The sequence below is a fragment of the Pseudomonas sp. TE12234 genome, from assembly GCF_054061835.1.
The window spans coordinates 84,122-105,819 of record NZ_JBSSEP010000022.1 but is presented as its reverse complement, the minus strand read 5'-3'; the positions used below and the strand labels follow the sequence as shown (position 1 = coordinate 105,819).

The window sequence follows — 21,698 nt, the reverse complement described above, 5'->3', positions numbered from 1 at the left end:
TGTTCCTTGGTTATTGTCAGGTGTAGACCCAGAGCACGCGCGCGGGCTGCTCGGTCAGGTTGCCGTAACGGCAACGGGTGTGACTGTCGAATTGAAAACTGTCGCCGGCGCGCAAGGTGACCGGCTCGTCGTCGCCCAGCCATAACGTCAACTCGCCTTCGAGCACGTAGCCGCCCTGCTCCGAGCTGTCGGTCAGGTGCCGGTCGCCACTACTGGCGCCGGCTTCCAGATGACTTTCGAGCATCGAGAACGACGAGCGCATCTTCGGCGAGACCAGGATGTCGGTAATCCCGTTGGCGTAATACAAGGTACGGCGCTCGTCAGGCCGGGTTACCCAGGGCAGGACCTTGGGTTTGGGCAAACTGTAGAAATAGGTGGTCGGCACGCCCAGGGTTTCACTGATCGCCGTCAGATCGGCCACCGTTGGCCGGGATAAGCCACGCTCGACCTGGGACAAAAAACCCACCGAACGACCGATCCGGTCCGCCAGTTCCTTCAGGGTGAACTTCTTGTGCTTGCGTAAATCGTGAATAAGGATCGCCAACGCGGCGATTTCTTCTTGCTTGTTCATGACCGGGATTCCGCTGAATGACTCATCAAATGCTGTCGCGCAGTCGATACCAGGCTTTGCCGATCGCTTCCAGCGGCGCGGCCAGGTACTTGCCGCCGGGGAAACTGCCATTACTCAAGCCTTGATACAACGCCAACTCATCCGTTTGGCCGAGAATCGCATCCGACACCGCGCGCGCCGCCGCCAGGGTCGGCAGCACGCCGTGGCCCGAGTAACCCTGTAGCCAGTAGCGATTGCCCTGACGGCCGACATCCGGTGTGCGGTTCAGGGTGAGGTCGATGTGGCCGCCCCAGGCGAAGTCCACCTTGACCCCTTTGAGCTGAGGAAACACGCGCTCCAGGAACGGCCGGGTGGCCGCGGCGATGTCCTTCGGCATGCCGCCCAGATAGGTGCAGCCGCCGCCGAACAGCAAGCGGTTGTCCGGGGTACGCCGGAAGTAATCGAGGACGAACTGGTTATCGGTGACGCAGGCATTGGTCGGCAGCAGCGCCGTGGCCTGCTCGGGCGTCAGGGGGGCGGTGGCGACCTGATAAGTCCCGACCGGCAACACACAACTGGCCAGTTTCGGGTCGAGGCGATCCAGATAAGCGTTGCACGCCAGGACCAGCACATCGGCCCGGACCGAACCACGCTCGGTCTGGACCCGGAACCCACCGCCCTCTTCCCGATAACTCAACGCCTTGCTCTGTTCATGGATGCGCCCACCCGCGCGCTCGATGGCGGCGGCCAGGCCCAGCGCCAGTTTCAGCGGGTTGAGGTGAGCACCTTCGGGATCAAAGAGACCGGCCTGATAGCGATCGCTGTCCACCCAATCGGGCAACCGCTCGCGGGGAATGAACTGCAGGCCGTCGTGGCCCCACTTGTGACTGGCTTCGTGTTGCCATTCGGTCAACAGGCTGACCCGGCGCGGCATGACCGAAGTCCATAGATGGCCGGATCGATAATCGCAGTCGAAGCCATGACGCCCCGGCAGTTCACGCAACTCCGTGGCGGCCCAGCGCATGCCGTCCCACAGTCGGCGAGCACGTTCATAACCCAGGGCGGCCTCCAGCGGCGGCATGTCACACGACCAGCCGAGAATCGCCTGCCCGCCGTTGCGCCCCGAAGCCGCCCAGGCCACCCGGCTGGCTTCCAGCAGCGTCACCCGTTTGCCGGCCAAAGCCAGACGCAGCGCGGTGTGCAGACCACTGAAGCCAGCGCCGATGATCACCACGTCGGTGTCATGGTCGCCCCTCAGCGCCGGCCGGGAGGTCAGGCGATCGGCACAACTGTGGGCGTAAAAACTGGCGACATGCTGGGTGGACTGCTGAAACATACGGGCCTCATGAAATTTATTTTTTATAATTTCATGAAAAAATACACCGTTAATTTCACGAAGGCAATGTGGATTGCAGCGTTCGCCATCCAGACAAGCCCGCCCTCGCGATGGAGCCCTACAGAAATCGTGAAATATTCGCCATCGCGCGCGTCACGTAGTCGTCTTTCTCGCCCACCGGGGCGACGTAATGAATCGCGCTGCGTGCAGCCTCGACGCCCTCCAGACGGGCAATGAACCAGGCGGCCAGGTATTGCGACGACAGGCAGCCGCCAGCGGTGGCAACATTCCCCTTGGCCACGAACGGCTGATTGAGCACTGCCACACCCGCCTCCTCGACCCACGGCCTGGTGGTCAGGTCGGTGCAGGCCGGAACATCGTTCAGCAGCCCCAGCCTGGCCATGACAAGCGTGCCCGAGCACTGAGCACCGAGCAGCTGCCGGGTCGGGTCGAGTGCAAGCCGGGACATCAACGCGGCGTCAGCGACAACTTCCCGGGTCTTTCTCCCGCTGCCCACCAATACCGCGTCCGCATCGCAGGCGTCCTCCAGCGTCGCCTGCGCCTCGATCAACACGCCATTCATCGACCGCACTTGCTGCGTGGGACTGGCAATGGATACCCGCCAACCCGGCCGCTGCACCCGGTTGAGGATACCGAGCGCGATCAGCGAGTCGAGTTCGTTGAAACCGTCGAAAGTCAGGATGGCGATGTGCATGGGAAGCCTCGGGCAGGTGGAGACGTTGTGTGACACCATCCTAAAACCCGGCTACCAAGACATTCAAAAAATTGTCATGGATACATTTCGCCTGACCCGCCGATGTCCTAATGCGGCGCAAACACGACACCTACCTGCCCGGCATATTTCAACCAGGCGGCTTTGAGCCGCTGCACCGTTTCCGGCTGGCTGGCGGCCAGGTCGATGGTTTCGCCCCGGTCCTGCGCCACATCGAACAATTGCCACTGCAGCGGCTGCGCGTTGTCACCAAAGCCGGCCTGGGGGCGTATGCCCAGCAGCTTGAGGTTGCCCTCGCGATAATAGGCATTGCCGAACAGCTCCCCGGCCAGGCTGTCGTTACGGTGCGGGCTGCCCTTTCCAGCGAGCATCGGCAGCATGGATTGACCGGTGATAGGGTGTTTACTCGTGTTGGATGGCGCCTCGCTCGGCACGGGTATACCCGCCAGGTCGAGGAAGGTTGGCGCCAGGTCATCGACCCTCGCGACACCGCGCTCCAGTCCCTGGCGACGCAGTGCTTTGGGCATCTGAATGATCGCCGGCACGCTGATGCCGCCTTCTGCGGTAGTGCCTTTGAACAAGTGGAACGGTGCCGCGCTGACCTCGGCCCAGCGCAAGCCATAGTCGATCTGTGAACCCTTGCGACCGAGGTTGGCATAACTATTGTCGGTGCTCGCCCCAGGCGGATAGAACCGGGCGTGGTTCTCCCCTGCCGCGCCGTTGTCCGACATGAACACGATCAGGGTGTTGTCGTACTGGCCGCTCTTGCGCAGGTAATCCAGCAACCGGCCGATGTTATGGTCGAGGTTATCGACCATGGCGGCGTAGATCTCCATCTTCCGCGCCTCGACACGTTGTTGTTCCGGGCTCAACTGCTGCCAGCCCGGCAGTTTTGGATTGACCGGGAGCGGATTGGCCGGCCGGGCATCGCTGGCCATGAGGCCAAGGCTTTTCATCCGTTCGATGCGCGCCAGGCGCACGCTGTCATAGCCCTGATCGAATCGCCCTTTGTACTTATCCAGGTATTCCGCGGGGGCTTGCAGGGGCCAGTGCGGAGCGGTGTAGGCGGCATAGGCAAAAAACGGCTTGCCGTCCTTCTTGCTGTTTTGCAGGTAGCTGATCAGCTTGTCGGTATAGAAATCCGTGGAGTAGAAATCGTCCGGTAACTCCACGGCCTTGCCGTTCTCACGGTAATGCACTTGCTCGAGTATTGTCGGCTCGACACTCGAAGGCTTGAAGTGTGCGGCACCGCCTTCGAGCAGCGTGAACGACTGCTCGAATCCACGCTGATCCGGTCCTTGATCAGGTTCCAGCCCCAAGTGCCATTTACCCACCATGAGCGTGTTGTAACCGCCCTCTTTCAACAACTGGGCAATCGAGTAGGAACGTCGATTCAGGTAGCCCTCATAACCAGGTTTGTCCCTCTGAAAGGGCTGCAAGGCTTCGGCCATGGTGCCAAGCCCGGCAAGGTGGTTGTCGGTGCCGGACATCAGCATCGATCGCGTGATCGAACAGGTGGGTGCAGCGTACATGCTGGTGAACTGCATGCCTTCACGGGCCAGTCCATCCAGAGTTGGCGTGCTGATTTCACCGCCATAACTGCCCAGGTCTGAATAGCCCAGATCGTCGGCGACAATCAGCAGTATATTGGGCTGCGCCGGATCGGCACTCGCCGCCATGGCCAGGCTACTGCTCAGTGCCAGCGCCCCCATCAGCAAGGTTAAAGGCATACGCAAACGAGGCATGTTTTCTCTCTTATTGTGTTCATCGAGGAGCGTTGATTTCGTTACTTGCCCAGCGCAGCGCTTACGCTTCGAATATCGCCACCGCGCGAACAAAACCTGCCGACGCATGCTTGATTTTGTAAGGGAAGCAGGACACCAGGAACCCGCTCGCCGGCAACACGTCGAGGTTGGCGAGTTTTTCCATTTGCCCATAACCGATATCGCGCCCGGCCTTGTGCCCTTCCCAAATGATCGAGGCATCACCGTCAGCGGCAAAACGTTCGCGGGTGTATTTGAACGGCGCGTCCCAGCTCCAGGCATCGGTGCCCACGACCCGCACACCGCGTTCCAACAGATACAGGGTGGCTTGCCGGCCAATGCCGACGCCGGCATCCAGATAGCCCGGCTGACCAAACAGGGCGCCGGCACGGGTGTTGATCAGCACGATCTCCAGCGGCTGCAAGACATGATCAATGCGCGCCAGTTCGGCTTCGATCTCATCGGCCGTCACCACATGCCCGTCCGGCAAATGCCGAAAGTCCAGCTTCACCCCCGGTTGCAGGCACCAATCCAGCGGCAACTCGTCAATGCCAAACGCAGGTTGCCCGCCATCGGTGGTCGAGGCGTAATGCCAGGGTGCATCCATGTGCGTCCCGCTGTGGGTGGTGATCTGCAAACGCTCGGCCGCCCACGACTCCTTGCCTGGCATCTGTTCCAGTTGCAAGCCGGGGAACATGGCAGCCATTTCCGGCCATCCCTGCTGGTGGTCCATGTAATCGATCTTCGGCAACAGCGGTGGTGGGTCCGTGTAAGGGTTGTTGTCCAGGGTGACCGAAAGATCCACCAGGCGACGTTTAGGCTGGGTTGGTTGCGACATACAGGCTGTCTCCAGTGAGTGACAAGTGGCGTGGGGTGGCGGGGTTCAGAGCGTTGCGGATCAGCGCTGCGGCATTGCCGTCATGACTGAAGCCGGCAGCGCGCGCCAGCGGGGTTTTCAGGGGTGGCAGACGCCCGAAGAGCGCTTCCAGGTGGGCGTCCGGGGCATAGCTGACAAGGCTGCGGCGCTCCTGCCCATAACTCGCCGCCAACGCATCGACCACCTGGGCAATGGACAGATGCAGCACGGGCAACTGCCAGACACGCTGCGATCCAGGCAAGACGCCATTGAGTTCGGCGGCATGAATCAGGTTGTTCACACAGCAGCGTGCCGACATCCACCAGGCCGTTGCCTGCTCCGAAACCGGGCAACGATAAGCCTCGCCCTCGGCAAATGAACGCAACAAGTCGCTCATGAAGGCCGAGCGCAAGCCATTGGGTTCACGTGGGCGCGCAACGATGCCCGGCAGACGCAACACGCGGCCGTCCACTTCCGCGCGCCGGCCGAGGTCGATCACCGCACGCTCGACCATGGCTTTGTGCGTGCCATAGGACAGTTCCGGGCGCAGCTCGGCGTGTTCGGTCATTTTCGTCGGCAAATCGCCGCCGTACACCGCCACGCTGCTGGCGTACACCAGCACCGGCGGCAGCGTTTTGTTGCGCAGCTGGTTGAGTAACTCCAGGCTGGCCAGCAGATTGACCTGATAACCCAGTTCGTAGTGCTCCTCCGCCGCGCCACCGGCAATGCTCACCAGGTGGAACACGACATCGATGCCATCGGCCAGAACGCGGCGGATCAAGGCCGCATCGGTAATGCTGCCGCAATGTCGGCGTAAACGCGGATCCTGGGGCACGCCTTGCAGTTCGGTATCGAGCAATAACAACGAGTCGATGACCTGACCACGCAGGCGGCCCCGCGCCAGCAGGCAGCGCACCAATTCGCGCCCGACAAAACCGTTGGCACCGGTAATCAACACACGCATAGGCCGCTCCTTAGCACCCGGCCTTGACGACACGTTGATTGATTGCACCAAACAACGACTGCCCGTCGTTACCCAGCACCTCCATGTGCACACGGTCACCAAAACGCATGTAGCCGGTCTTGGCGACGCCATGCTCGATCATCTCGATAGCGCGACGCTCGGCAATGCAGGCCGATCCGGCCTCGCGTTCGGCGTTCGAGACCGTACCCGAGCCAATCAGCGTGCCGGCGCGCAACCGGCGGGTCAGCGCGGCATGGGCAATCAACTGGCCAAAACCGAAGGTCATCTGCCCGCCGTGGGGATGACCGAACCACTCGCCGTTCCAATGCACCTGCAAGGGCAAATGCACGCGACCGTCGCGCCAGGCATCGCCCAGTTCGTCCGGTGTAATGGCCAGCGGGGCGAAGCTGGATGAGGGCTTGGCTTGCAGAAAGCCAAATCCGGTGGTCATTTCCCGTGGGGCCAGGGCCCGCAGACTCACATCGTTGATTTGCAGAATCAGCTTGATGTGTTGAAGCGCCTGCCCGGCTGTACAGCCCATGGGCACGTCATCGACCAACACCCCATACTCACCTTCGAAGTCGATGCCCTGGCTTTCGCTGGGCAGTGGGATATCGTCGTTTGCACCGATGAAATCATCACCCGCGCCCTGGTACATCAGCGGTGTGTGCTCGGCACCTTCGATGGGGTCAAGGTTGAAAGCCTTTTGCATCAGCGCACCATGGCTGAGGAATGCCGAGCCATCGCACCACTGATAGGCACGCGGCAACGGCGCCATCGCCTGGGCCGGGTCAAAGGTAAACGCCTCTCGTGCCTCCTGCGCATTCAGCCGGGTAGCCAGTGCCTGCAAGCGCGGCTCGGCGCTGTCCCAGTTTTCAATGGCCTGTTGCAAGGTCAGCGCGACCGGGCTGGCGTCCAGCGCCCACTTCAGGTCCCGCGAGACGATCACCAGCCGGCCATCACGGCTGCCGTTTTTCAGAGTGGCGAGTTTCATGCCTTGGCTCCCCGATCAGTGCCCAGCTCAGGGGCGAAGCGCCCGTCAAGAAGAATGAAGACCATGCGCGCCATGGCCTCGGTGCGATTGCTCCAGGCATGGTTGGTGCCGCGTTGCACCACCACGTCACCGCGTTTGAGGTGCACTTCCTCCTCATCCAGCACCAGCCACACTTCGCCCTCGGTGACGATCCCGTAGTCGAGGGTTTCGGTGCGGTGCATCAGTTTGTGCCGGGCGTTGGCCTGGCCCGTACCGGCGTGGGATTCACCGATTTCAGCAAACACTGCCGCGGCACTTTCATCGCTGACTTGGTTCTGCACGCTGTCCGGTGGAATGTCCACCACACGAATCACGCTGCCCTGCGGTCCGGGGCTCAGTTGCAAGGGTTTGCTGCCGGGATCACTGGCGTTATCCAGCACAGCCGGGCTGGTGCTGCTGTTCCACAGCTCATGAAAGACCGTGCCGGGCACGGCCAGCAGAGGGAACACATTCGGCGTCGGCCCGTTGCTGGCGACGATCGCCTGGCCTTGTGCGTTGTGGCCGGTGACCACGCGTTTGAATTCAGGAAGCGCTTGCATGAAAAATCCTCGTTCAGTTTCCATTGCCGGTGGGGGTGCCACCGACCACAACGTTGGCATCGACCAACCGTCCACCGAGCCTGGGCACCGCCAGACAAAACACCGCCACCAGCAATTGCAGCCCGCCGACGATTGCCAACACATGCGGCAGCGCCATGGCAACGCCCTGGGTGATGCCCAGCACGACCAGCGGGCTGATGAATTCACCGGCGAAGATGGCGGCGGTGAAGCAACCCGAAGCCCTTCCGCGCTGGTGGAAATTGACTTGCGCCATGATCCAGGTGATCAACGTGGGCAGCATCAAGCCGATGCCCAGGCCATTGATCAGCACGGCAACCACCACTTGCACATGGCTCAAGGCGTCGGACATCAACAAGCCGCCAACCCCCGCCAGCGCATAGGCAATCAACAGCACGTGTGGCCTACGCAGGCCGCTGAACAAACGGAAGCCCAGCGCACCGACAAGCACGCCCAACTGATTGGCGCCCATGGTCATACCGATTTGCTGCGGAGCATCCACACGCAACAGGTTAAGCAGATAACCGGCCTGCACCGGCACGATGAACAGACTCAAACCCGCCAGCAGTGCCAATGCGTACAGGGGTGTGAGCGCGCGCCAAGGAAATGCTCCGGGCGCCAAGGGCGGCACCGGTTGCGCAGCCGCCGCGCGGGCCTGGGGTTCCCAAAGCTGCCAGGCCATCAGTGGCAGGAAGATCAGACCCACTGCATACAACGCAAAAGGCGTGCGCCAGTCGTTCTGGCCGAGAAAGCCACCTACCGCGATAAACACCGCAGCTGACAGCGACGTCGCGACCATCTGCAAGGCGAACAACCGTTCACGCCTGCGACCGCTGTAGTAGTCGCCCATCAGCGTGGTGCAGCAGGTCATGATGCCCGCCTCGGCCAGGCCGATCCCGGCCCGGCTAAGGACGATGGCCTGTAGCGAATCAAGCCACAGCGGCAGCACCCCGCAGAGGACGTACAGACACATGCTCGCCAGCAACAGCGGCTTGCGACCGAGGTGATCAGCGATCATCCCGGCGAAAGGCGCCAACAGCGCGATCACCAACGCCGGCAAGGTCAGCACAACCGGAACCAGCACGGCGCTGCCGGCGACATCGCTGAAATGCGCCTGCATGCGCGGCAACACCGGCGCCAGCAATACCGCGCCCAATACCGGCAGGCAACTTCCCAGCAGCAGCAACAGCGATTGCGCCATCCCCGCTTGCCGTCCGGCTAATTGGGCAGTGCCTTCAACAACGGGCTCAACGGACATGGCAACTCTCCTTGATGCACAGGTGAGGAACGTCAGCCGCCACCGGACTGGCAGGCTCTGACACATTGATCACATTCACGGGTGCCACGGCACCGACCGCCGAGCGGCGGGCCGGCAGCAGGAAGTACGCCAGTGCCGGCAGCAACACCAGGGCACCGACCATGTTCCAGACAAACATGAAGGCCAGCAGCACGCCCATGTCGGCCTGAAATTTGATCGGTGAAAAAATCCAGGTGGCCACGCCAATGGCCAGGGTGATGCCCGTCAGCATCACCACCTTGCCGGTCGACACCAGCGCCCGGTAATAGGCTTCAGACAGGCTCGCACCCTGGCGCAGATGACCGAGCAGAATGCTCATCACGTACAGCGCGTAGTCGACACCGATGCCCACGCCCAGGGCGATGACCGGCAGCGTGGCGACCTTCACGCCTATGTTCAGCCAGACCATCAGCGCTTCGCAGAGAATCGACGTGACCATCAGCGGGATCACCGCGCACAGCGTGGCGCGCCAGGAGCGAAAGGTGATCAGGCACAGCAGGATCACCGCGCCATACACCCAGAACAGCATCTCGCGGTTGGCTTGCTTGACCACGATGTTGGTGGCGGCCTCGATACCGGCATTGCCCGCCGCCAGCAGGAACTGGACTTCATCGGTGTTGTTGGCCGCGGCAAACTGCTCAACGTGCTCGACCAGACGTGTCAGGGTCTCGGCCTTGTGGTCGGTGAGATAGGCGTACAGCGTCAGCAGGCTGCAATCTTCGTTGTACAAGCCACGGGGCGCGCTGGCGGTGATCATGTTGAGCATCGCCTGGTTGTTCTGCAGCTCGTACCACTTGGCGTTGCCTTCGCTGAGGCCGACCAGCATGCGCCGGTTCAGCAGCGCCAGGGAGTTGGTCGAATCCACGCCCGGCAAGGCGCGCAGTTGCCAGTCCAGAGCATCCACCTTGGCCAGGATGTCGTACCGCGCGCAGCTGCTGGCCGGGGTTTTGACCATCACTGCAAACAGATCGCTGCTGGCACCGTAATGACGGGTGAGGAACGCATCATCCAGGTTGTAGCGCGAGTCTGCGCGCAACTCCGGCGCACCGGCGTCGAGATCGCCGATTTTCAGTTGCAGGCTGACCGCAAAGCCGACGGCCGCCAGGGCCAGGCTGATGGCGATACACACGCTGGCCCAACGACGCCGGGTAAACAGATCGAGGAACCGCCAGAAGGCATGACGACGCTGGCCGGCCTGTTCGGTTTGTTCGCTTTTGAGGCTCAGTTGCGCTGCACGGGGCGTTACGCCGATGTAGGAAAGCAGCACGGGAAGCAGGATCAGATTGGTGAAGATCAGCACCGCCACGCCAATACTGGCGATCACCGCGAGGTCTTGTATGACCTGGATCTTGATCAGCATCAGCACCGCGAACCCCACGGCATCACACAGCAGCGCCGTCAGCCCGGCCAGGAACAAGCGTCGGAACGTGAAGCGCGCCGCCACCACCCGATGCATGCCACGGCCAATGTCCTGCATGATGCCGTTCATTTTTTGCGCACCGTGGCTCATGCCGATGGCGAACACCAAAAACGGCACCAGCACCGAGTACGGGTCCAGTTGATAGTTGAGCAATGGCAGTAAACCGAGCTGCCAGACCACCGCCACCAGGGAACAGAACACCACCAGCAAGGTGCTGCGCAGGCAGCGGGTGTACCAAAAGAGCACCGCCGTGGTAATCACGATCGCCACGGCAAAGAACAACAGAATCTGTTTCAAACCAGCGATCAGGTCGCCGACTTTTTTCGCAAAACCGGTGATGTGAATGTCGATCCTGTCGTTTTGATAGGTATTGCGAAGCGCCTCCAGTTGATCCGAGAGGGTCGAATAGTTCAGCGGTTGGCCATCGGCCGTGTTGGCCAGCAGCGGCACGTAAATGATGCTTGAGGTCTGGTCATACGCCACCAGTTGCCCCAGCTCGTTGGAGCGCTGCACATTTCGCCGCAACGCTTCAAGGTTGGCCGGGGTGCCGCTGTAGTCATCGGGAATCACCGGGCCGCCATCCAGGCCATCTTCAGTCACCGCCACCCAGCGCGTAGCCGGCGTCCATAAGGACTTCATGTACGCACGGTCTACGCCGGGCAACAGGTACAGCTTATCGCTCATGGCTTGCAGGGTTTTCAGGTACTCGGCGTCGTAGATATCGCCATGCCGGTTGGCCACCACAATGCGCAAGGCATTGCCCAGTCCACTCAGCTGTTGCTGGTGCTCAAGGTAATTGGCGATGTAGGGCTGTTGGGTCGGAATCATCTTCTCGAAGCTGGCGTTCAGCTCGATACGCGTCGCTTGATAACCCAACACCAGGGTGGTCAGAACACAGACCAGCAGCACCCACAGGCGATGATTGAACAGCGTGCGCTCAACCACCGAGCCCGAACGTGGATCAAAATTCGCCAGGCTGGCCGTGGCGTTGTCGAATGGCTTCATAACCTCACTCCGAAGCAATAGCGGTGGGCGGCGAAACCCGCGCCAAACCGGTGAAACCCGCCAGCACCAGACTGCCGTCCGCGGCCTCGACCACGCTGGCGACCGGTATGCCGAGTGGTTGGCCGTAAGGCTTCAGAAACGCACCCGACTGGCCACTGGTGCGAAACAACGCGCCGCTCTGATTGACCAGCAGCAGTTGGCCGTCGTCGGTGCGAATGGCATCGCTGAAGGAAACGGGCAGTGCAACCGGTGCGGGCTGGAAGCTTTCGCCCAAGTCGTTGGAGACAAACGCGTTGCCCTTCAGACCCGCCGCCAGCAATGTCCCGTCGTCGCGGATCTGCAGGGCAAAGAAGCTGCCGGCATAGGGGCTCTGGAGCGCCATGAACGACTGGCCGGCATCGTCGGAACGGGCCAGATAACCCTGCTCGCCCGCGACAAACCAGTGCTCGCCCTGCCGCGCAATGGCATACAGATGAGCCCCCATCGGATTGTCGATTCGGCCCATCAACGACTGCCAGGTGCGGCCACCATCGTCCGTGTGGAATGCCAGGCCGTAGGCACCGACAATCAGGCCGTGCAGCTCATCGACGAACTTGAGTGCGAGGAAGGGTTTGTCCTGGCCTTCGCTGACGAACCGCTCAGCCGTCTGCACGCGTGCGGCGGCTGCGTCGGGATCGCTCGCGGTGGACAGTTGCTGCCTGGCGGCTTGCAACTCAAGTTGCGCCGCACGGTTTCCGTCCAGTTGCAAGCGCCAGTGTTCACCCCCATCGCGGGAGACGAGCACGACACCGGCATGACCGACCGCCCAGCCCGTATCGGCATCGATAAACTGCACCGCCGTCAGACTCACCGACACCGGCACCTCGGCCTGACGCCAGCTTTTGCCATTGTCATCGGAAAGCAGCACGATGCCCCGCTCCCCCACCGCCACCAATCGCGTCCCCGCACGGGCCAGGTCCAGCAGTACTGCATGCTGTGCCTGCGGCGCCCGCATCGCCGGGGTGTTCAGCGCGTCCGTCACCGCCGCGCCATGGGCGAGGCTCAACGGCATCGCCAACGGCAGGGCCACCAGCCACATCAGCCGACCCACTACCTGACAGATTCTGTTCATTACCGACCTCGAAACCTGTGGGCCGGATCACGATCCTTGAACCGTGATCCGGTCTGACTCAACGAACCCCGGCACCCGCCATCGCCGCCGGCGAAAACTCGGAGGCCTTGTAGCGATCCACCATGCCGTACTGTTCGGGCAGGCCCGTGTAGACGTTCTGGATGAACCAGGCGCCGGAGGTCAGATCGTAAAAGCCCGAAGACAATTGCGCCTGTGCGGGCAGGTCCGGCAGGACCGCCGGCAACGACCACAGGGTCTTGGCCAACTGGCCGTTGGCGTCCCAGCGGTCGCCCAGCATGGCCTGCCAGGTGTCCTCGTCCAGGTAGTAACGGCCCTTCGGCAACTGGTGACGTTTGCCCGGTGCCAGGTCCGCCTCGACCACCCACACCCGGTGCAATTCCCAGCGCACGTAATCCGGATTCATGTGATGCGCGAGGAACAGGTCTTCAGGCTTGGCGGCGGTTTGCACCTTGTTGGTGTTGTAGGGGATGTACATCTCCTGCTTGCCCACCAGTTTCCAGTTGAAGCGGTCCATGCGTCCCTGGAACACGCTCAACTCGTCGAACGACATGACCCCGGCAGTCGCCGGTGTCGGCGTATCGCAGCAGGCGTTGGGCAGCTTGCGCACGCGGCGCTGGCCGGTCAGGTAAACGTGCGCCTGGGACAGGTCGCCATTGATGTTGGTGCGCCCCATGATTTGCTCGCCGGCCCGCAGCGGTGGCCCGATATTGAGCAGACGGAACAGCCAGTAGTCGCCTGCAAACGACTCCGGCGAACCGTCCTGGTAGTAATACGGCATCTCCTGGATGGCCTGGCCGTCAGTGGTCAACACCTGCTTGCCATCGGCGGTCATCAAGTAGTGACGAAAATGCATCGACACCGAGGTGCCGCGCCAGTTAAGCAGGTGGTTCCACATGGCTTCGGCCCCGTTGTGCGGGACCGGAAACGGGATACCGCCATACGCGCCCTGGGGCACCGGACCGGCGCTGCTGTCGACCAGTTTGGCGCGGGTGGCGTTTTTCAGCGTGTTGTCATACACCCACTGCGGCGCCGCGGCGCTACGACGGGTCGGGTAGACATCGATGCGATAGGTCTCCGGGAAACGCTTGAACATTTCCAGGGTGCCGGCGCTGAGCTTGCCGGCGTATTGCGCAAGATTTTTCGAGGTAATGCTGAACAACGGCTTGTCCGCAGCGAACGGATCGGAACGCTTGCCGCCTTCCTTGTACGAAGGGTCGACCTTGGTGTAACCACCGTCCCAGGCAGGAATGGTGCCGTCGGCATTGCCGGCGCGTTCGGCTCCTAGAGGCGTGAGGGTTTTGGACAGTTTGCTCGCTTCCTCAGCCGTGGCAGCCATCGTCAGTTGGCTGCAAATGGCCAGGCCGCCGAGCAGTGCAAGGCAAAGGGCTTTGAGCTTGAAGGCTCCGGTTTTCTTGTTATGGATCATGCGCAAGTCCTCTTAAAACGTGGTCTTGACGGAGAAAGCCAGGTAATCCCGGTCTTTCAGCGATTGCTCGTAATTGAACTGGCTGGCCGCGTCGAGGTTGGTGTTCTCGGGGCCGTAGTAGTGCGTGTACGTCAGGCCCGCGGTAATGCGGTCCAGGTAGGTGGCGGTAATGCCGATGTTCATATCGCCGCCGTTGTCTGGCCCGAAAGAGCTGACAACCGCCGATTTACCCATAGGGAAATAGCTCAGGCCAACCGGAATGCTGATATCGATGCCGGGGAAGAACTGGCGGTAGGTCGGCGTGTAAACCATCTTCATGCCGAGGCCGTCGCGGGTGGCATTGGGGTCGAGGGCGTCGTGGTTTTTGGTCACGCTGAGCAGACGGTTCCAGGCGACCTCACCGACAAAGGCGGACTCCTGGGCAAGGAAGTTCGGCCCGAACGAAGCCAGCACGTTGAGGTTGACGTGAGCCGTACGGCCGACGGCGTACAGCGGATGACTGTCGTTGTCGGCCTCCACACCCGGCAGGACGGTGACACCGTTGGACACCAGCGGCATGTTCCAGCGCATCGACGCTTCACCGGCAAAGCTGTATTCATCGACAGTCGTCGAGAAACTGGTACCCAAGGCGCGGATGTCTTCCGGGTAGACCCAGTAGTAGTCGCCGATTTGTCCGGTGCTGAAGTTCGGCGTACCGGTGGACGGTTTCAGGTACAGCTTGGGGGTTTTGTCGTGGTACTGGATCGCATACAGGCCGTATTCAACGGTCTCTGCGTTGTACTTCAACTGCAAGCCGCCCTGCCCGGTGTTGCGCGCGTCTTCGTCCTTGCCGTGGAAGAACGCCGCCGGGCTGTCGGGATTGCCCCCCAGGAAGGTGGGAAAGGGTGCGCCCACGATCAGGCGTTCATTGCCTTCACCAATGGTGTCACTGTTGGAGAAATAACTGCCGGCACCCGGCAGGCGTGTCTCTTCCCATTCGAACTGGTAGAACGCGCCGAGCGACACGTCATCGGTCAGTTGGAAGGTGCCCGAGAGTTGATTGACCGGCCGGGTGATCTCCTTGAACTGGGTGTTGGGCACCGACTGCGCCTTGACCACGTCGACCGGCGCCATGCCTCCGGCAATGCCGTTGTTGCCGAAGAACAGGCTTTCGCCCCAGATCAAGCCGTGGCGGCCGGCACGCACGGACGTCGCGCGGTCGGCCACTTCGCCGTTCCAGTACACAAAGGCATCGAGCAATTCACCGTTACCGCCATGCAGCTGGCGGGTGTCATCGGTGAATTGGTCGTAGGCCACGGAGCGTGCGTTGGCGCGTGTTGGATCGTTGTTATCGTTGTCTTGCTGGTATTCGGTGTCGTACCAGGCCGCACCACTGAGGCGCGCGCCGACGTTTTTGAACGACATATCCAGCTCGGAAAGGATGTCCATGCGGTTGGAGATCAGGCCTTTTTTGAAGGCGCGATCACCGTCGTCCTGATTGAGTGCCACCTGCCCCTGGGTCAGTTTGCTGCTGGGATTCTCGGTTCGCCAGGCGGCGCTGTACTTCACGGTGTTATCCCAACGCAGGCTGAAATCCGGATTGCCGGTATCCACCTGAAAGGCATGGGCCGCCTGGCTGAACAGAACCAGGGCCGCGGCCAAACTGAAACCAAAGGGTGCAGACGTGCTGACCGGGCGGCGCGCAAGCGTCGCAGTCGTGGAACTGACCATCGCGTTAACCTCTTGTTTTTATAGTGGTAACTGCTGTGGAGGTGCTGCAGATTCGAATCAGATGGGCTCCGCCGTGCGAGCGAGCATCTGCTTGACCAGGCCAATACGGTCGAACTCGCGGTCGTGCTGCATTTCCTTGTCGCCAGCGAGGATCGAGCTTTCGCTGATGTACTTGCAGCGCTCGAAACGGCGGGCCATAAAGCGCTGGAGCTGTTGTTCAACACCGCCGTCGCCCGTCAGTTCTTCACTGAGCACGATGGCGTCTTCGATCGCCATGCCGGCGCCCTGGCCCAGGTGCGGTGTGGTGGCGTGGGCGGCGTCACCGATCAACAGCACGCGCCCGCGATACCAGGGCTCGTCGACGAACACCACTTCCATCGGCTTGTACACCACCTGGCTGCTGTCGCTGATCTGGTCGCGCAGTTCACCGATCAGGCCGGTAAAACCCTGCAAGCGCTGACGCATTTGCGCCGCCAGTGTCGCGGGGTCCATCCAGGGGTTGGACGGTTCATGGGACGTCAGGAACAGGTACATCAGGTCACCCGCCAGCGGCACCAGGCCGGCATTGCCCTCGGCGCTCTGATAGTTGGCCAGGTGATCGATTTGCGGCGCACGAGGGAAGTTGTAGCGCCATACCGCTTGGCCAGTGAAGCGCGGTGTGTAGCTGTCGCCGAACAGCAGATGGCGGACCCTGGAGAACAGACCGTCTGCGCCGACCACCAGGTCGTAGTCACCGCGACTGCCATCGGTAAACAGCACATCCACACTGTCGCCCTGGTCCGCCAGGGACTCGACACTGAGCCCCAGGCGAACCCTGGCGCCCAGCTCAAGGGCGGTTTCACTGAGGACCTTGTGCAAGGCCAGACGCGAGATGCCCACGTTCGCCGGATACTCGGGCCCGGCCAGTCGCTGCCCCGGGATGCGCGCCAGTTGCTGGCCGGCCGGGCCATAAATGGCGACGTCTTCAAAGGCGTACGCGGCATCGAGATAACCGTCGAGCACGCCCAGCCTGGCCATTTCGCGAACCACGTTGCTTTGCTGGATGATGCCGACGCCGTAAACGGTCCACTCTGACTTGAGTTCGATCAGATCGACCTCAATGCCCTTGCGCCGCAGCGCGATGGCCGCACACAAGCCACCGATACCACCGCCCACAATCAGAACTTTGTTCACTGCACTCATGGTTCTCTCACTTTTTATTCTTGTGATTCGATGCAGCGCCGGGCACTGCGTCGTTGGGTTCAGCTTCCGGTCAAAGCAGGGATTTGACTAATCGCGATCAGGGATGCGATGTATCGTCAAACGCGATACCTCGACGTGGGGCGGCGCGACCTCCTTGCCGGGCATTTGCAGCACCAGCCAGCCCTCTTCCACACGCCACGGCAACGCCTCCAGCTTCTGGCCCAGACAAGGGCCGTAGACACATTCGCCGGTGCCAGGCAGAAACTGCGCACCGTGCGCATAACAGACAATCAACTGGCCGTCGGCGGACAGAAAACGGTCTTTGCGGTACTCCAGGCGGACGTCCAGATGCGGGCAACTATTGCGATAAATCCGCAGCTGTCCTTCATGCACCAGGGCAAAAACACTGTCCCTGCCGCGTTGCAATGGATCGAATCCGCGCGCCTGCCCTTCCACCAGTTCGTCCACCCGGCACAGCGGGAAATCGCTGTGGTTCATGACAGAAACCTCTGTAGGAGCGAGCTTGCTCCTACAAGTGTTTGGGTGGTGGGCCGCCGGGTGCCCATTTTTCTTTCGAATTGAACAGGAACAGTTGCGAGTTATCCGCCGACAGCGGTGCGCGACGCGCCTCCCAGGCGTCATCGTGCTTGTCCATGTCGGCGTCGTATTCGATGTGGCAACCCAGTGGACTGTTGAAGTACCAGAACCAGTTGGAACCAAAGAGATGGCGGCCCGGGCCCCAGAAACTGGTCCAGCCTTTTTGCTCGAATCGCGTGCCGGCCAACAGCACCTCGGTGCCGCTGCCCATGTGGAAGGTGAAGTGCTCGCACCCCTTCATGTGCGGCGGGGTCTGGATCATGAACAGGCAATGGTGATCATCGGAGCCCGCGGGGCGCATGAACGGCCCGGCGCCGATGAATGTGTCCGTGGTCCTGAAACCCAGGCGTTCGGCGTAGAACGCCTCGGCCCTGGCGGCATCCGGCACGAAATAAACCACGTGGGACAAGGTACGCGGCACAGCACTCATGTCGAGGGTAATGCCCGGCTGATTCAGCGGGCGCTGCGGTGCGTTGCCAGCGGCATTGGTCAAATCGTCCGGCGCGCTGTAGGCCTTGCGCACAGTGACTTGAAAGGCGATTGCAAAGCCCATGTCGTCAACACTGTGCAGCACGCCGTTGTCGTCACGGATGACCTGGCGATCCCGCGCCAGTTCGTCTTCGATCGCATCCAGATCCGCTGGGCTGGCAACGCCATAGATGGTTTCGCGAATCGACGGGGCCGGGCCGATAGCGACTGGCAAGGTCGGATCGTCCGCCCGGCGAATGATCACGGCAGTGCCGTCCAACGCTTCAAAACGCCCGCCATTGTCGTCGACGGCAACGGGCGCAAGGCCATAGTCACGCAGACAGGCCGTACAGGCTTGGATGTCATCGACGCCAAAGATCAGGGCATCAAGGCCAATGATGTTCATGGCTACCACTCCATTGAAATTAGAATCCGGAGACCGCTGCCGCCGACTCGACCATGTCGATCGACGATGCAGGGAACCCGGTGGTGGTGTCGGCAAGAAGTCCGACTGCGGCGAAGATTGACCTGCGCTTTGGCAACTGACTAATCGAGTGTCGGGATGCGACCTATCGGCAAACGCGATACCTGATTGCAGGGGATGACGCTGCATGGACGGGTTGACGCGGCGATGTATTCATCCGAATGTATCGCGAAAATAAATACAAAGACGGACCTGCCCGATGCGTTTCAACCACCTGGATTTGAACCTCTTGGTCGCCCTCGATGTGTTGCTCGAGGAGCAGAACATCACTCGCGCCGCCGAACGCCTGCACATGACGCAGTCCGCCACCAGCGGAGTTCTGGGGCGCCTGCGGACCTATTTCGAAGATGAATTGCTGGTGCAGGTCGGGCGCAAAATGCAGCCGACCCCCTTTGCCCTGGAACTGGTCCACCCGGTGCGCGAAGTGCTGCTGACGATCAAGTCCTCGATTACCGCCAAACCGGTGTTCGCACCCACCACCAGCAAGCGGCACTTCCGCCTCGTGACCTCGGATTACCTGATCAGCGTCCTGTTTGCCCAGGTGATTCAGAAGATTCACCAGGAAGCACCGAACATCACCTTCGAGATGCTCGGCCCTGGCGACAATTCCGGTGAGCTGCTGATTCGCGGGGAAGTCGATTTGATGATCGTGCCTGAGCGCTACATCATCGAAGGCCACCCTTCCAAATTGCTTTTTGAAGAAGAACACGTCTGCGTGGTGTGGCAAGGCAATACCCTGGTCGGCGAGAGCTTGACCCTCGAGCAGTACATGGACATGGGCCACGTTTCCGTCGGGTTCGGTCGCAGCCGGCACATGAGCATCGAAGAATGGTTCATGAACCAGTACGGCTTCAACCGCCGACTCGAGGTCATCACCAACGACTTCAATACCCTGCCGCAGCTGGTCGTCGGCACCCAACGCATCGCCACCATGCACCAGCGTCTGGCGCGCCTGTACGCGGAGTACCTGCCACTGCGCATCCTGCCGCCGCCGGTCAGGATTCCGGTGATGCGCGAGTTCATGCTCTGGCACCGCAGCGTGGACGGCGACCCGATGCACCGCTGGCTGCGCGAGCGCATCAGTGAGTTCATCCAGCATCTGGAACAGGATCATATCGCCGCTCGCGATACCTCCCATCCCGAGTCACGATTGGCCAAATAGCCGGTTCGTCCTTAACGTGCCTTGCACACTTCATGGCAAACACAAGGACAACAATAATCATGTTCCGCTATTTCCCAACCAACTATGTGTGGAATCTCTCGGTCGACCTGGCCATCGAAATGGGCGCCCGCATGGGCGAAATCGAAGAGATGTGCGCGCCACTGCAAGAAGCCGCCAAACAACCTGATGCTGCCGGGACCCAGGCGTTCCGCGAAACCTGGTCGAAGATGGCAGACAAACTCTGCGGTCTGGCCGAAGAAGATGAAAGCAAAGGCCGGCTGTTGTCCGCCGGTGAAAAGTACAACCGCGCCGCGACCTACTACCTTACGTGTGAACGCCTGCAAGCCCATGGCGCAGCAGGCCGTACCGAGTTGTACCAACGCTTTTTGCAGACCTTCAAACGCGGCATCGAACTGTCCCGGGAAAACTGCGAGCGGGTTGAAATCCCCTACGAGGGCAAACACATTTCCGGCCTGCTGGTACGTGCCGAAGGCGTAAACGGCCCGGCACCGCTGCTGGTGCAGGTCAATGGCCTGGACTCCACCAAAGAGATGAAATACCGCGTCGGCCTGCCTGCCTGGCTGGCCAGGCGTGGCGTGTCATCCCTGATCATCGATCAGCCCGGCACGGGCGAAGCGCTGCGCCTGCACAACCTGATTGCCCGTTACGACAGTGAGCACTGGGCCAGCCGTGTGGTCGACTGGCTGGAGACCCGTAGCGATGTGGATGCCAAACGCATTGGCCTGGAAGGGGTCTCACTGGGCGGTTACTACTGCCCGCGCGCAGTGGCCTTTGAGCCGCGTTTCGCTTGCGGCGTGGTGTGGGGCGCCAACCACGACTGGCGCGATGTGCAAAAGCGTCGCCTGGAAAAAGAAGGCAGCTTCCCCGTTCCACACTATTGGTCGCACGTGTGCTGGGTATGGGGGGCAAAGGATGTCGAGGAATTCATGACCATCGCCGAAAACGTTCATCTGGACGGCGTGCTCGATCGCATCAAGGTGCCATTCCTGGTGACCCACGGTGAAAAGGATTCGCAGATCCCACTGAAATGGGCGCAGCGCACCTACGAACAATTGGTCAACAGCCCGAAACGCGAGCTGAAGATCTTCACCGAGCGCGAAGGCGGCGTGCAGCATTCCAGCTTCGATAACAGCATCAACGCCGGGCAGTACATCGCCGACTGGGTTGCCGAAATCCTGGGTGGCCACACCGCCTGACTTGCCGGCGAAAGCGTCGGCACATTCAACATCACTGGCGCCTGACATGCCGCCATCGCGAGCAGGCTCGCTCCCACAAGGGATTGGCGGTGTATGCATAGGCCGGGTTCGCCACACAATCTGTGGGAGCTGGCTTGCCAGCGATCCGTGCACAAGGCTGCAAAACGCCGGATAGCCTTGGGGGCTTTCCGGCGTTTTGCATTGACGGGAAATCGAGGTCAGTTGGGGGCTCGGGTGCCGTGGAATGAACTGATCTGCCAGCCCTTGTCACCGAGCGTCCAGACCTGCGTGGCGAACCCGTCACCGCGCATCGACTGGTCGCCGCCGCGCTTGCGTAAGGTGTTGCATTGCGTACCGGTCATGACCGCCAGATGCTCGCCGTAGAAACGGATCAGCAACTCGCCCCGCTCAATGTCCAGATACTGCACGGCGCTTTTCGCATACTCCAGGTAATCCGCCTTGCCTTGCACCAATCCCGTGGTGTGCACATACACCAGGTCATCGGCGAACAACTCGGCGACGCGCGGGAAATCTTCCTCAACCAATGCCCGGCGGCGTTCCTGCTCAAGAGCCAGGAGTTGGTTTCTTACAGTTGCGGTGCTCATGGGAATGACTCTCTGTGGTTGACGAGCGCGCACCATAGATCGACGATCCGCCCCATAAAAAATCGCCGATCACGATGCCAGCCATCGTCACTCGCAATACCCGCCCATTGCGCTCTGCCACTGGCGCAACACCCCCGCTCCTGCTGGCGCTCCGCACCTATTGATCCCATCAATACCCGGGCATCGATGCAATCTGTTGGT

Annotated in this window: 19 protein-coding genes; 2 read left to right on the top strand and 17 right to left on the bottom strand. The window is 61.3% G+C overall.

The window, feature by feature from the left end:
• Positions 1–16: 16 nt before the first annotated feature.
• From ACVWYU_RS26710 to ACVWYU_RS26635, 16 genes are all read right to left on the bottom strand, one after another.
• Positions 17–571, bottom strand: a complete 555-nt coding sequence (locus ACVWYU_RS26710) for a helix-turn-helix domain-containing protein (RefSeq protein WP_090320414.1) — start codon at positions 569–571, stop codon at positions 17–19.
• A 25-nt stretch (positions 572–596) separates the two neighbouring features.
• Complete coding sequence (locus tag ACVWYU_RS26705) at positions 597–1,886, bottom strand: NAD(P)/FAD-dependent oxidoreductase (RefSeq protein WP_457374107.1); 1,290 nt, start codon at positions 1,884–1,886, stop codon at positions 597–599.
• 118 nt (positions 1,887–2,004) lie between these two features.
• The gene (locus tag ACVWYU_RS26700; protein WP_247254917.1) at positions 2,005–2,601 is read right to left on the bottom strand and encodes a DJ-1/PfpI family protein; all 597 of its coding nucleotides are present in this window, start codon (positions 2,599–2,601) and stop codon (positions 2,005–2,007) included.
• A gap of 107 nt (positions 2,602–2,708) precedes the next feature.
• Positions 2,709–4,364 (bottom strand): arylsulfatase, encoded by a 1,656-nt coding sequence (locus ACVWYU_RS26695; protein ID WP_390956425.1) that lies wholly within the window; start codon positions 4,362–4,364, stop codon positions 2,709–2,711.
• 61 nt (positions 4,365–4,425) lie between these two features.
• Positions 4,426–5,220 (bottom strand): cyclase family protein, encoded by a 795-nt coding sequence (locus ACVWYU_RS26690; protein ID WP_390956426.1) that lies wholly within the window; start codon positions 5,218–5,220, stop codon positions 4,426–4,428.
• Complete coding sequence (locus ACVWYU_RS26685; RefSeq protein WP_390956427.1) at positions 5,198–6,202, bottom strand: NAD-dependent epimerase/dehydratase family protein; 1,005 nt, start codon at positions 6,200–6,202, stop codon at positions 5,198–5,200. The genes ACVWYU_RS26690 and ACVWYU_RS26685 overlap by 23 nt, the downstream gene beginning before the upstream one ends.
• Positions 6,203–6,212: 10 nt before the next feature.
• Positions 6,213–7,196: a fumarylacetoacetate hydrolase family protein gene (locus ACVWYU_RS26680; protein WP_247254921.1), complete on the bottom strand. Its 984-nt coding sequence runs from the start codon at positions 7,194–7,196 to the stop codon at positions 6,213–6,215.
• Positions 7,193–7,774, bottom strand: coding sequence for a cupin domain-containing protein (locus tag ACVWYU_RS26675; RefSeq protein ID WP_090320392.1), 582 nt, complete (start codon positions 7,772–7,774; stop codon positions 7,193–7,195). The genes ACVWYU_RS26680 and ACVWYU_RS26675 overlap by 4 nt, the downstream gene beginning before the upstream one ends.
• A gap of 13 nt (positions 7,775–7,787) precedes the next feature.
• Entirely contained in the window at positions 7,788–9,050 is a 1,263-nt protein-coding gene (locus ACVWYU_RS26670) for an MFS transporter (RefSeq protein WP_457374106.1), read from the bottom strand.
• Positions 9,040–11,514 (bottom strand): efflux RND transporter permease subunit, encoded by a 2,475-nt coding sequence (locus ACVWYU_RS26665; protein ID WP_457374105.1) that lies wholly within the window; start codon positions 11,512–11,514, stop codon positions 9,040–9,042. The genes ACVWYU_RS26670 and ACVWYU_RS26665 overlap by 11 nt, the downstream gene beginning before the upstream one ends.
• Positions 11,515–11,518: 4 nt before the next feature.
• The gene (locus ACVWYU_RS26660) at positions 11,519–12,625 is read right to left on the bottom strand and encodes a WD40/YVTN/BNR-like repeat-containing protein (protein WP_090320384.1); all 1,107 of its coding nucleotides are present in this window, start codon (positions 12,623–12,625) and stop codon (positions 11,519–11,521) included.
• A 58-nt stretch (positions 12,626–12,683) separates the two neighbouring features.
• The gene (locus ACVWYU_RS26655) at positions 12,684–14,072 is read right to left on the bottom strand and encodes a DUF1329 domain-containing protein (protein ID WP_390956431.1); all 1,389 of its coding nucleotides are present in this window, start codon (positions 14,070–14,072) and stop codon (positions 12,684–12,686) included.
• A gap of 12 nt (positions 14,073–14,084) precedes the next feature.
• A complete protein-coding gene (locus tag ACVWYU_RS26650) occupies positions 14,085–15,782 on the bottom strand; it encodes a DUF1302 domain-containing protein (RefSeq protein ID WP_090320379.1) in 1,698 nt (565 codons plus the stop codon).
• A 57-nt stretch (positions 15,783–15,839) separates the two neighbouring features.
• Positions 15,840–16,964, bottom strand: a complete 1,125-nt coding sequence (locus ACVWYU_RS26645; RefSeq protein ID WP_457374104.1) for an FAD-dependent oxidoreductase — start codon at positions 16,962–16,964, stop codon at positions 15,840–15,842.
• An 87-nt stretch (positions 16,965–17,051) separates the two neighbouring features.
• Complete coding sequence (locus tag ACVWYU_RS26640) at positions 17,052–17,462, bottom strand: Rieske (2Fe-2S) protein (RefSeq protein WP_457374103.1); 411 nt, start codon at positions 17,460–17,462, stop codon at positions 17,052–17,054.
• Positions 17,463–17,493: 31 nt separating this feature from the next.
• Positions 17,494–18,435, bottom strand: coding sequence for a VOC family protein (locus ACVWYU_RS26635; protein WP_390956432.1), 942 nt, complete (start codon positions 18,433–18,435; stop codon positions 17,494–17,496).
• A 277-nt stretch (positions 18,436–18,712) separates the two neighbouring features.
• Between ACVWYU_RS26635 and ACVWYU_RS26630 the strand changes: the two genes are divergently transcribed.
• Positions 18,713–19,675 carry a LysR family transcriptional regulator gene (locus tag ACVWYU_RS26630; protein ID WP_247254929.1) on the top strand — a complete coding sequence of 321 codons (963 nt, stop codon included), beginning with the start codon at positions 18,713–18,715 and terminating at the stop codon, positions 19,673–19,675.
• Between the two features lie 59 nt (positions 19,676–19,734).
• On the top strand, positions 19,735–20,892 hold the full coding sequence (locus ACVWYU_RS26625) for an alpha/beta hydrolase family protein (RefSeq protein WP_457374102.1): 1,158 nt from the start codon (positions 19,735–19,737) through the stop codon (positions 20,890–20,892).
• 218 nt (positions 20,893–21,110) lie between these two features.
• Here the strand turns inward: ACVWYU_RS26625 and ACVWYU_RS26620 are convergent, their stop codons facing one another.
• Positions 21,111–21,497 carry a nuclear transport factor 2 family protein gene (locus tag ACVWYU_RS26620; RefSeq protein WP_090320360.1) on the bottom strand — a complete coding sequence of 129 codons (387 nt, stop codon included), beginning with the start codon at positions 21,495–21,497 and terminating at the stop codon, positions 21,111–21,113.
• Positions 21,498–21,698 lie beyond the last annotated feature (201 nt).

Coding starts and splice junctions, on each gene's coding strand:
- ACVWYU_RS26710 (WP_090320414.1), bottom strand. CDS start 571: ATGAACAAGCAAGAAGAAATCGCCGCGTTGGCGATCCTTATTCACGAT.
- ACVWYU_RS26705 (WP_457374107.1), bottom strand. CDS start 1,886: ATGTTTCAGCAGTCCACCCAGCATGTCGCCAGTTTTTACGCCCACAGT.
- ACVWYU_RS26700 (WP_247254917.1), bottom strand. CDS start 2,601: ATGCACATCGCCATCCTGACTTTCGACGGTTTCAACGAACTCGACTCG.
- ACVWYU_RS26695 (WP_390956425.1), bottom strand. CDS start 4,364: ATGCCTCGTTTGCGTATGCCTTTAACCTTGCTGATGGGGGCGCTGGCA.
- ACVWYU_RS26690 (WP_390956426.1), bottom strand. CDS start 5,220: ATGTCGCAACCAACCCAGCCTAAACGTCGCCTGGTGGATCTTTCGGTC.
- ACVWYU_RS26685 (WP_390956427.1), bottom strand. CDS start 6,202: ATGCGTGTGTTGATTACCGGTGCCAACGGTTTTGTCGGGCGCGAATTG.
- ACVWYU_RS26680 (WP_247254921.1), bottom strand. CDS start 7,196: ATGAAACTCGCCACTCTGAAAAACGGCAGCCGTGATGGCCGGCTGGTG.
- ACVWYU_RS26675 (WP_090320392.1), bottom strand. CDS start 7,774: ATGCAAGCGCTTCCTGAATTCAAACGCGTGGTCACCGGCCACAACGCA.
- ACVWYU_RS26670 (WP_457374106.1), bottom strand. CDS start 9,050: ATGTCCGTTGAGCCCGTTGTTGAAGGCACTGCCCAATTAGCCGGACGG.
- ACVWYU_RS26665 (WP_457374105.1), bottom strand. CDS start 11,514: ATGAAGCCATTCGACAACGCCACGGCCAGCCTGGCGAATTTTGATCCA.
- ACVWYU_RS26660 (WP_090320384.1), bottom strand. CDS start 12,625: ATGAACAGAATCTGTCAGGTAGTGGGTCGGCTGATGTGGCTGGTGGCC.
- ACVWYU_RS26655 (WP_390956431.1), bottom strand. CDS start 14,072: ATGATCCATAACAAGAAAACCGGAGCCTTCAAGCTCAAAGCCCTTTGC.
- ACVWYU_RS26650 (WP_090320379.1), bottom strand. CDS start 15,782: ATGGTCAGTTCCACGACTGCGACGCTTGCGCGCCGCCCGGTCAGCACG.
- ACVWYU_RS26645 (WP_457374104.1), bottom strand. CDS start 16,964: ATGAGTGCAGTGAACAAAGTTCTGATTGTGGGCGGTGGTATCGGTGGC.
- ACVWYU_RS26640 (WP_457374103.1), bottom strand. CDS start 17,462: ATGAACCACAGCGATTTCCCGCTGTGCCGGGTGGACGAACTGGTGGAA.
- ACVWYU_RS26635 (WP_390956432.1), bottom strand. CDS start 18,435: ATGAACATCATTGGCCTTGATGCCCTGATCTTTGGCGTCGATGACATC.
- ACVWYU_RS26630 (WP_247254929.1), top strand. CDS start 18,713: ATGCGTTTCAACCACCTGGATTTGAACCTCTTGGTCGCCCTCGATGTG.
- ACVWYU_RS26625 (WP_457374102.1), top strand. CDS start 19,735: ATGTTCCGCTATTTCCCAACCAACTATGTGTGGAATCTCTCGGTCGAC.
- ACVWYU_RS26620 (WP_090320360.1), bottom strand. CDS start 21,497: ATGAGCACCGCAACTGTAAGAAACCAACTCCTGGCTCTTGAGCAGGAA.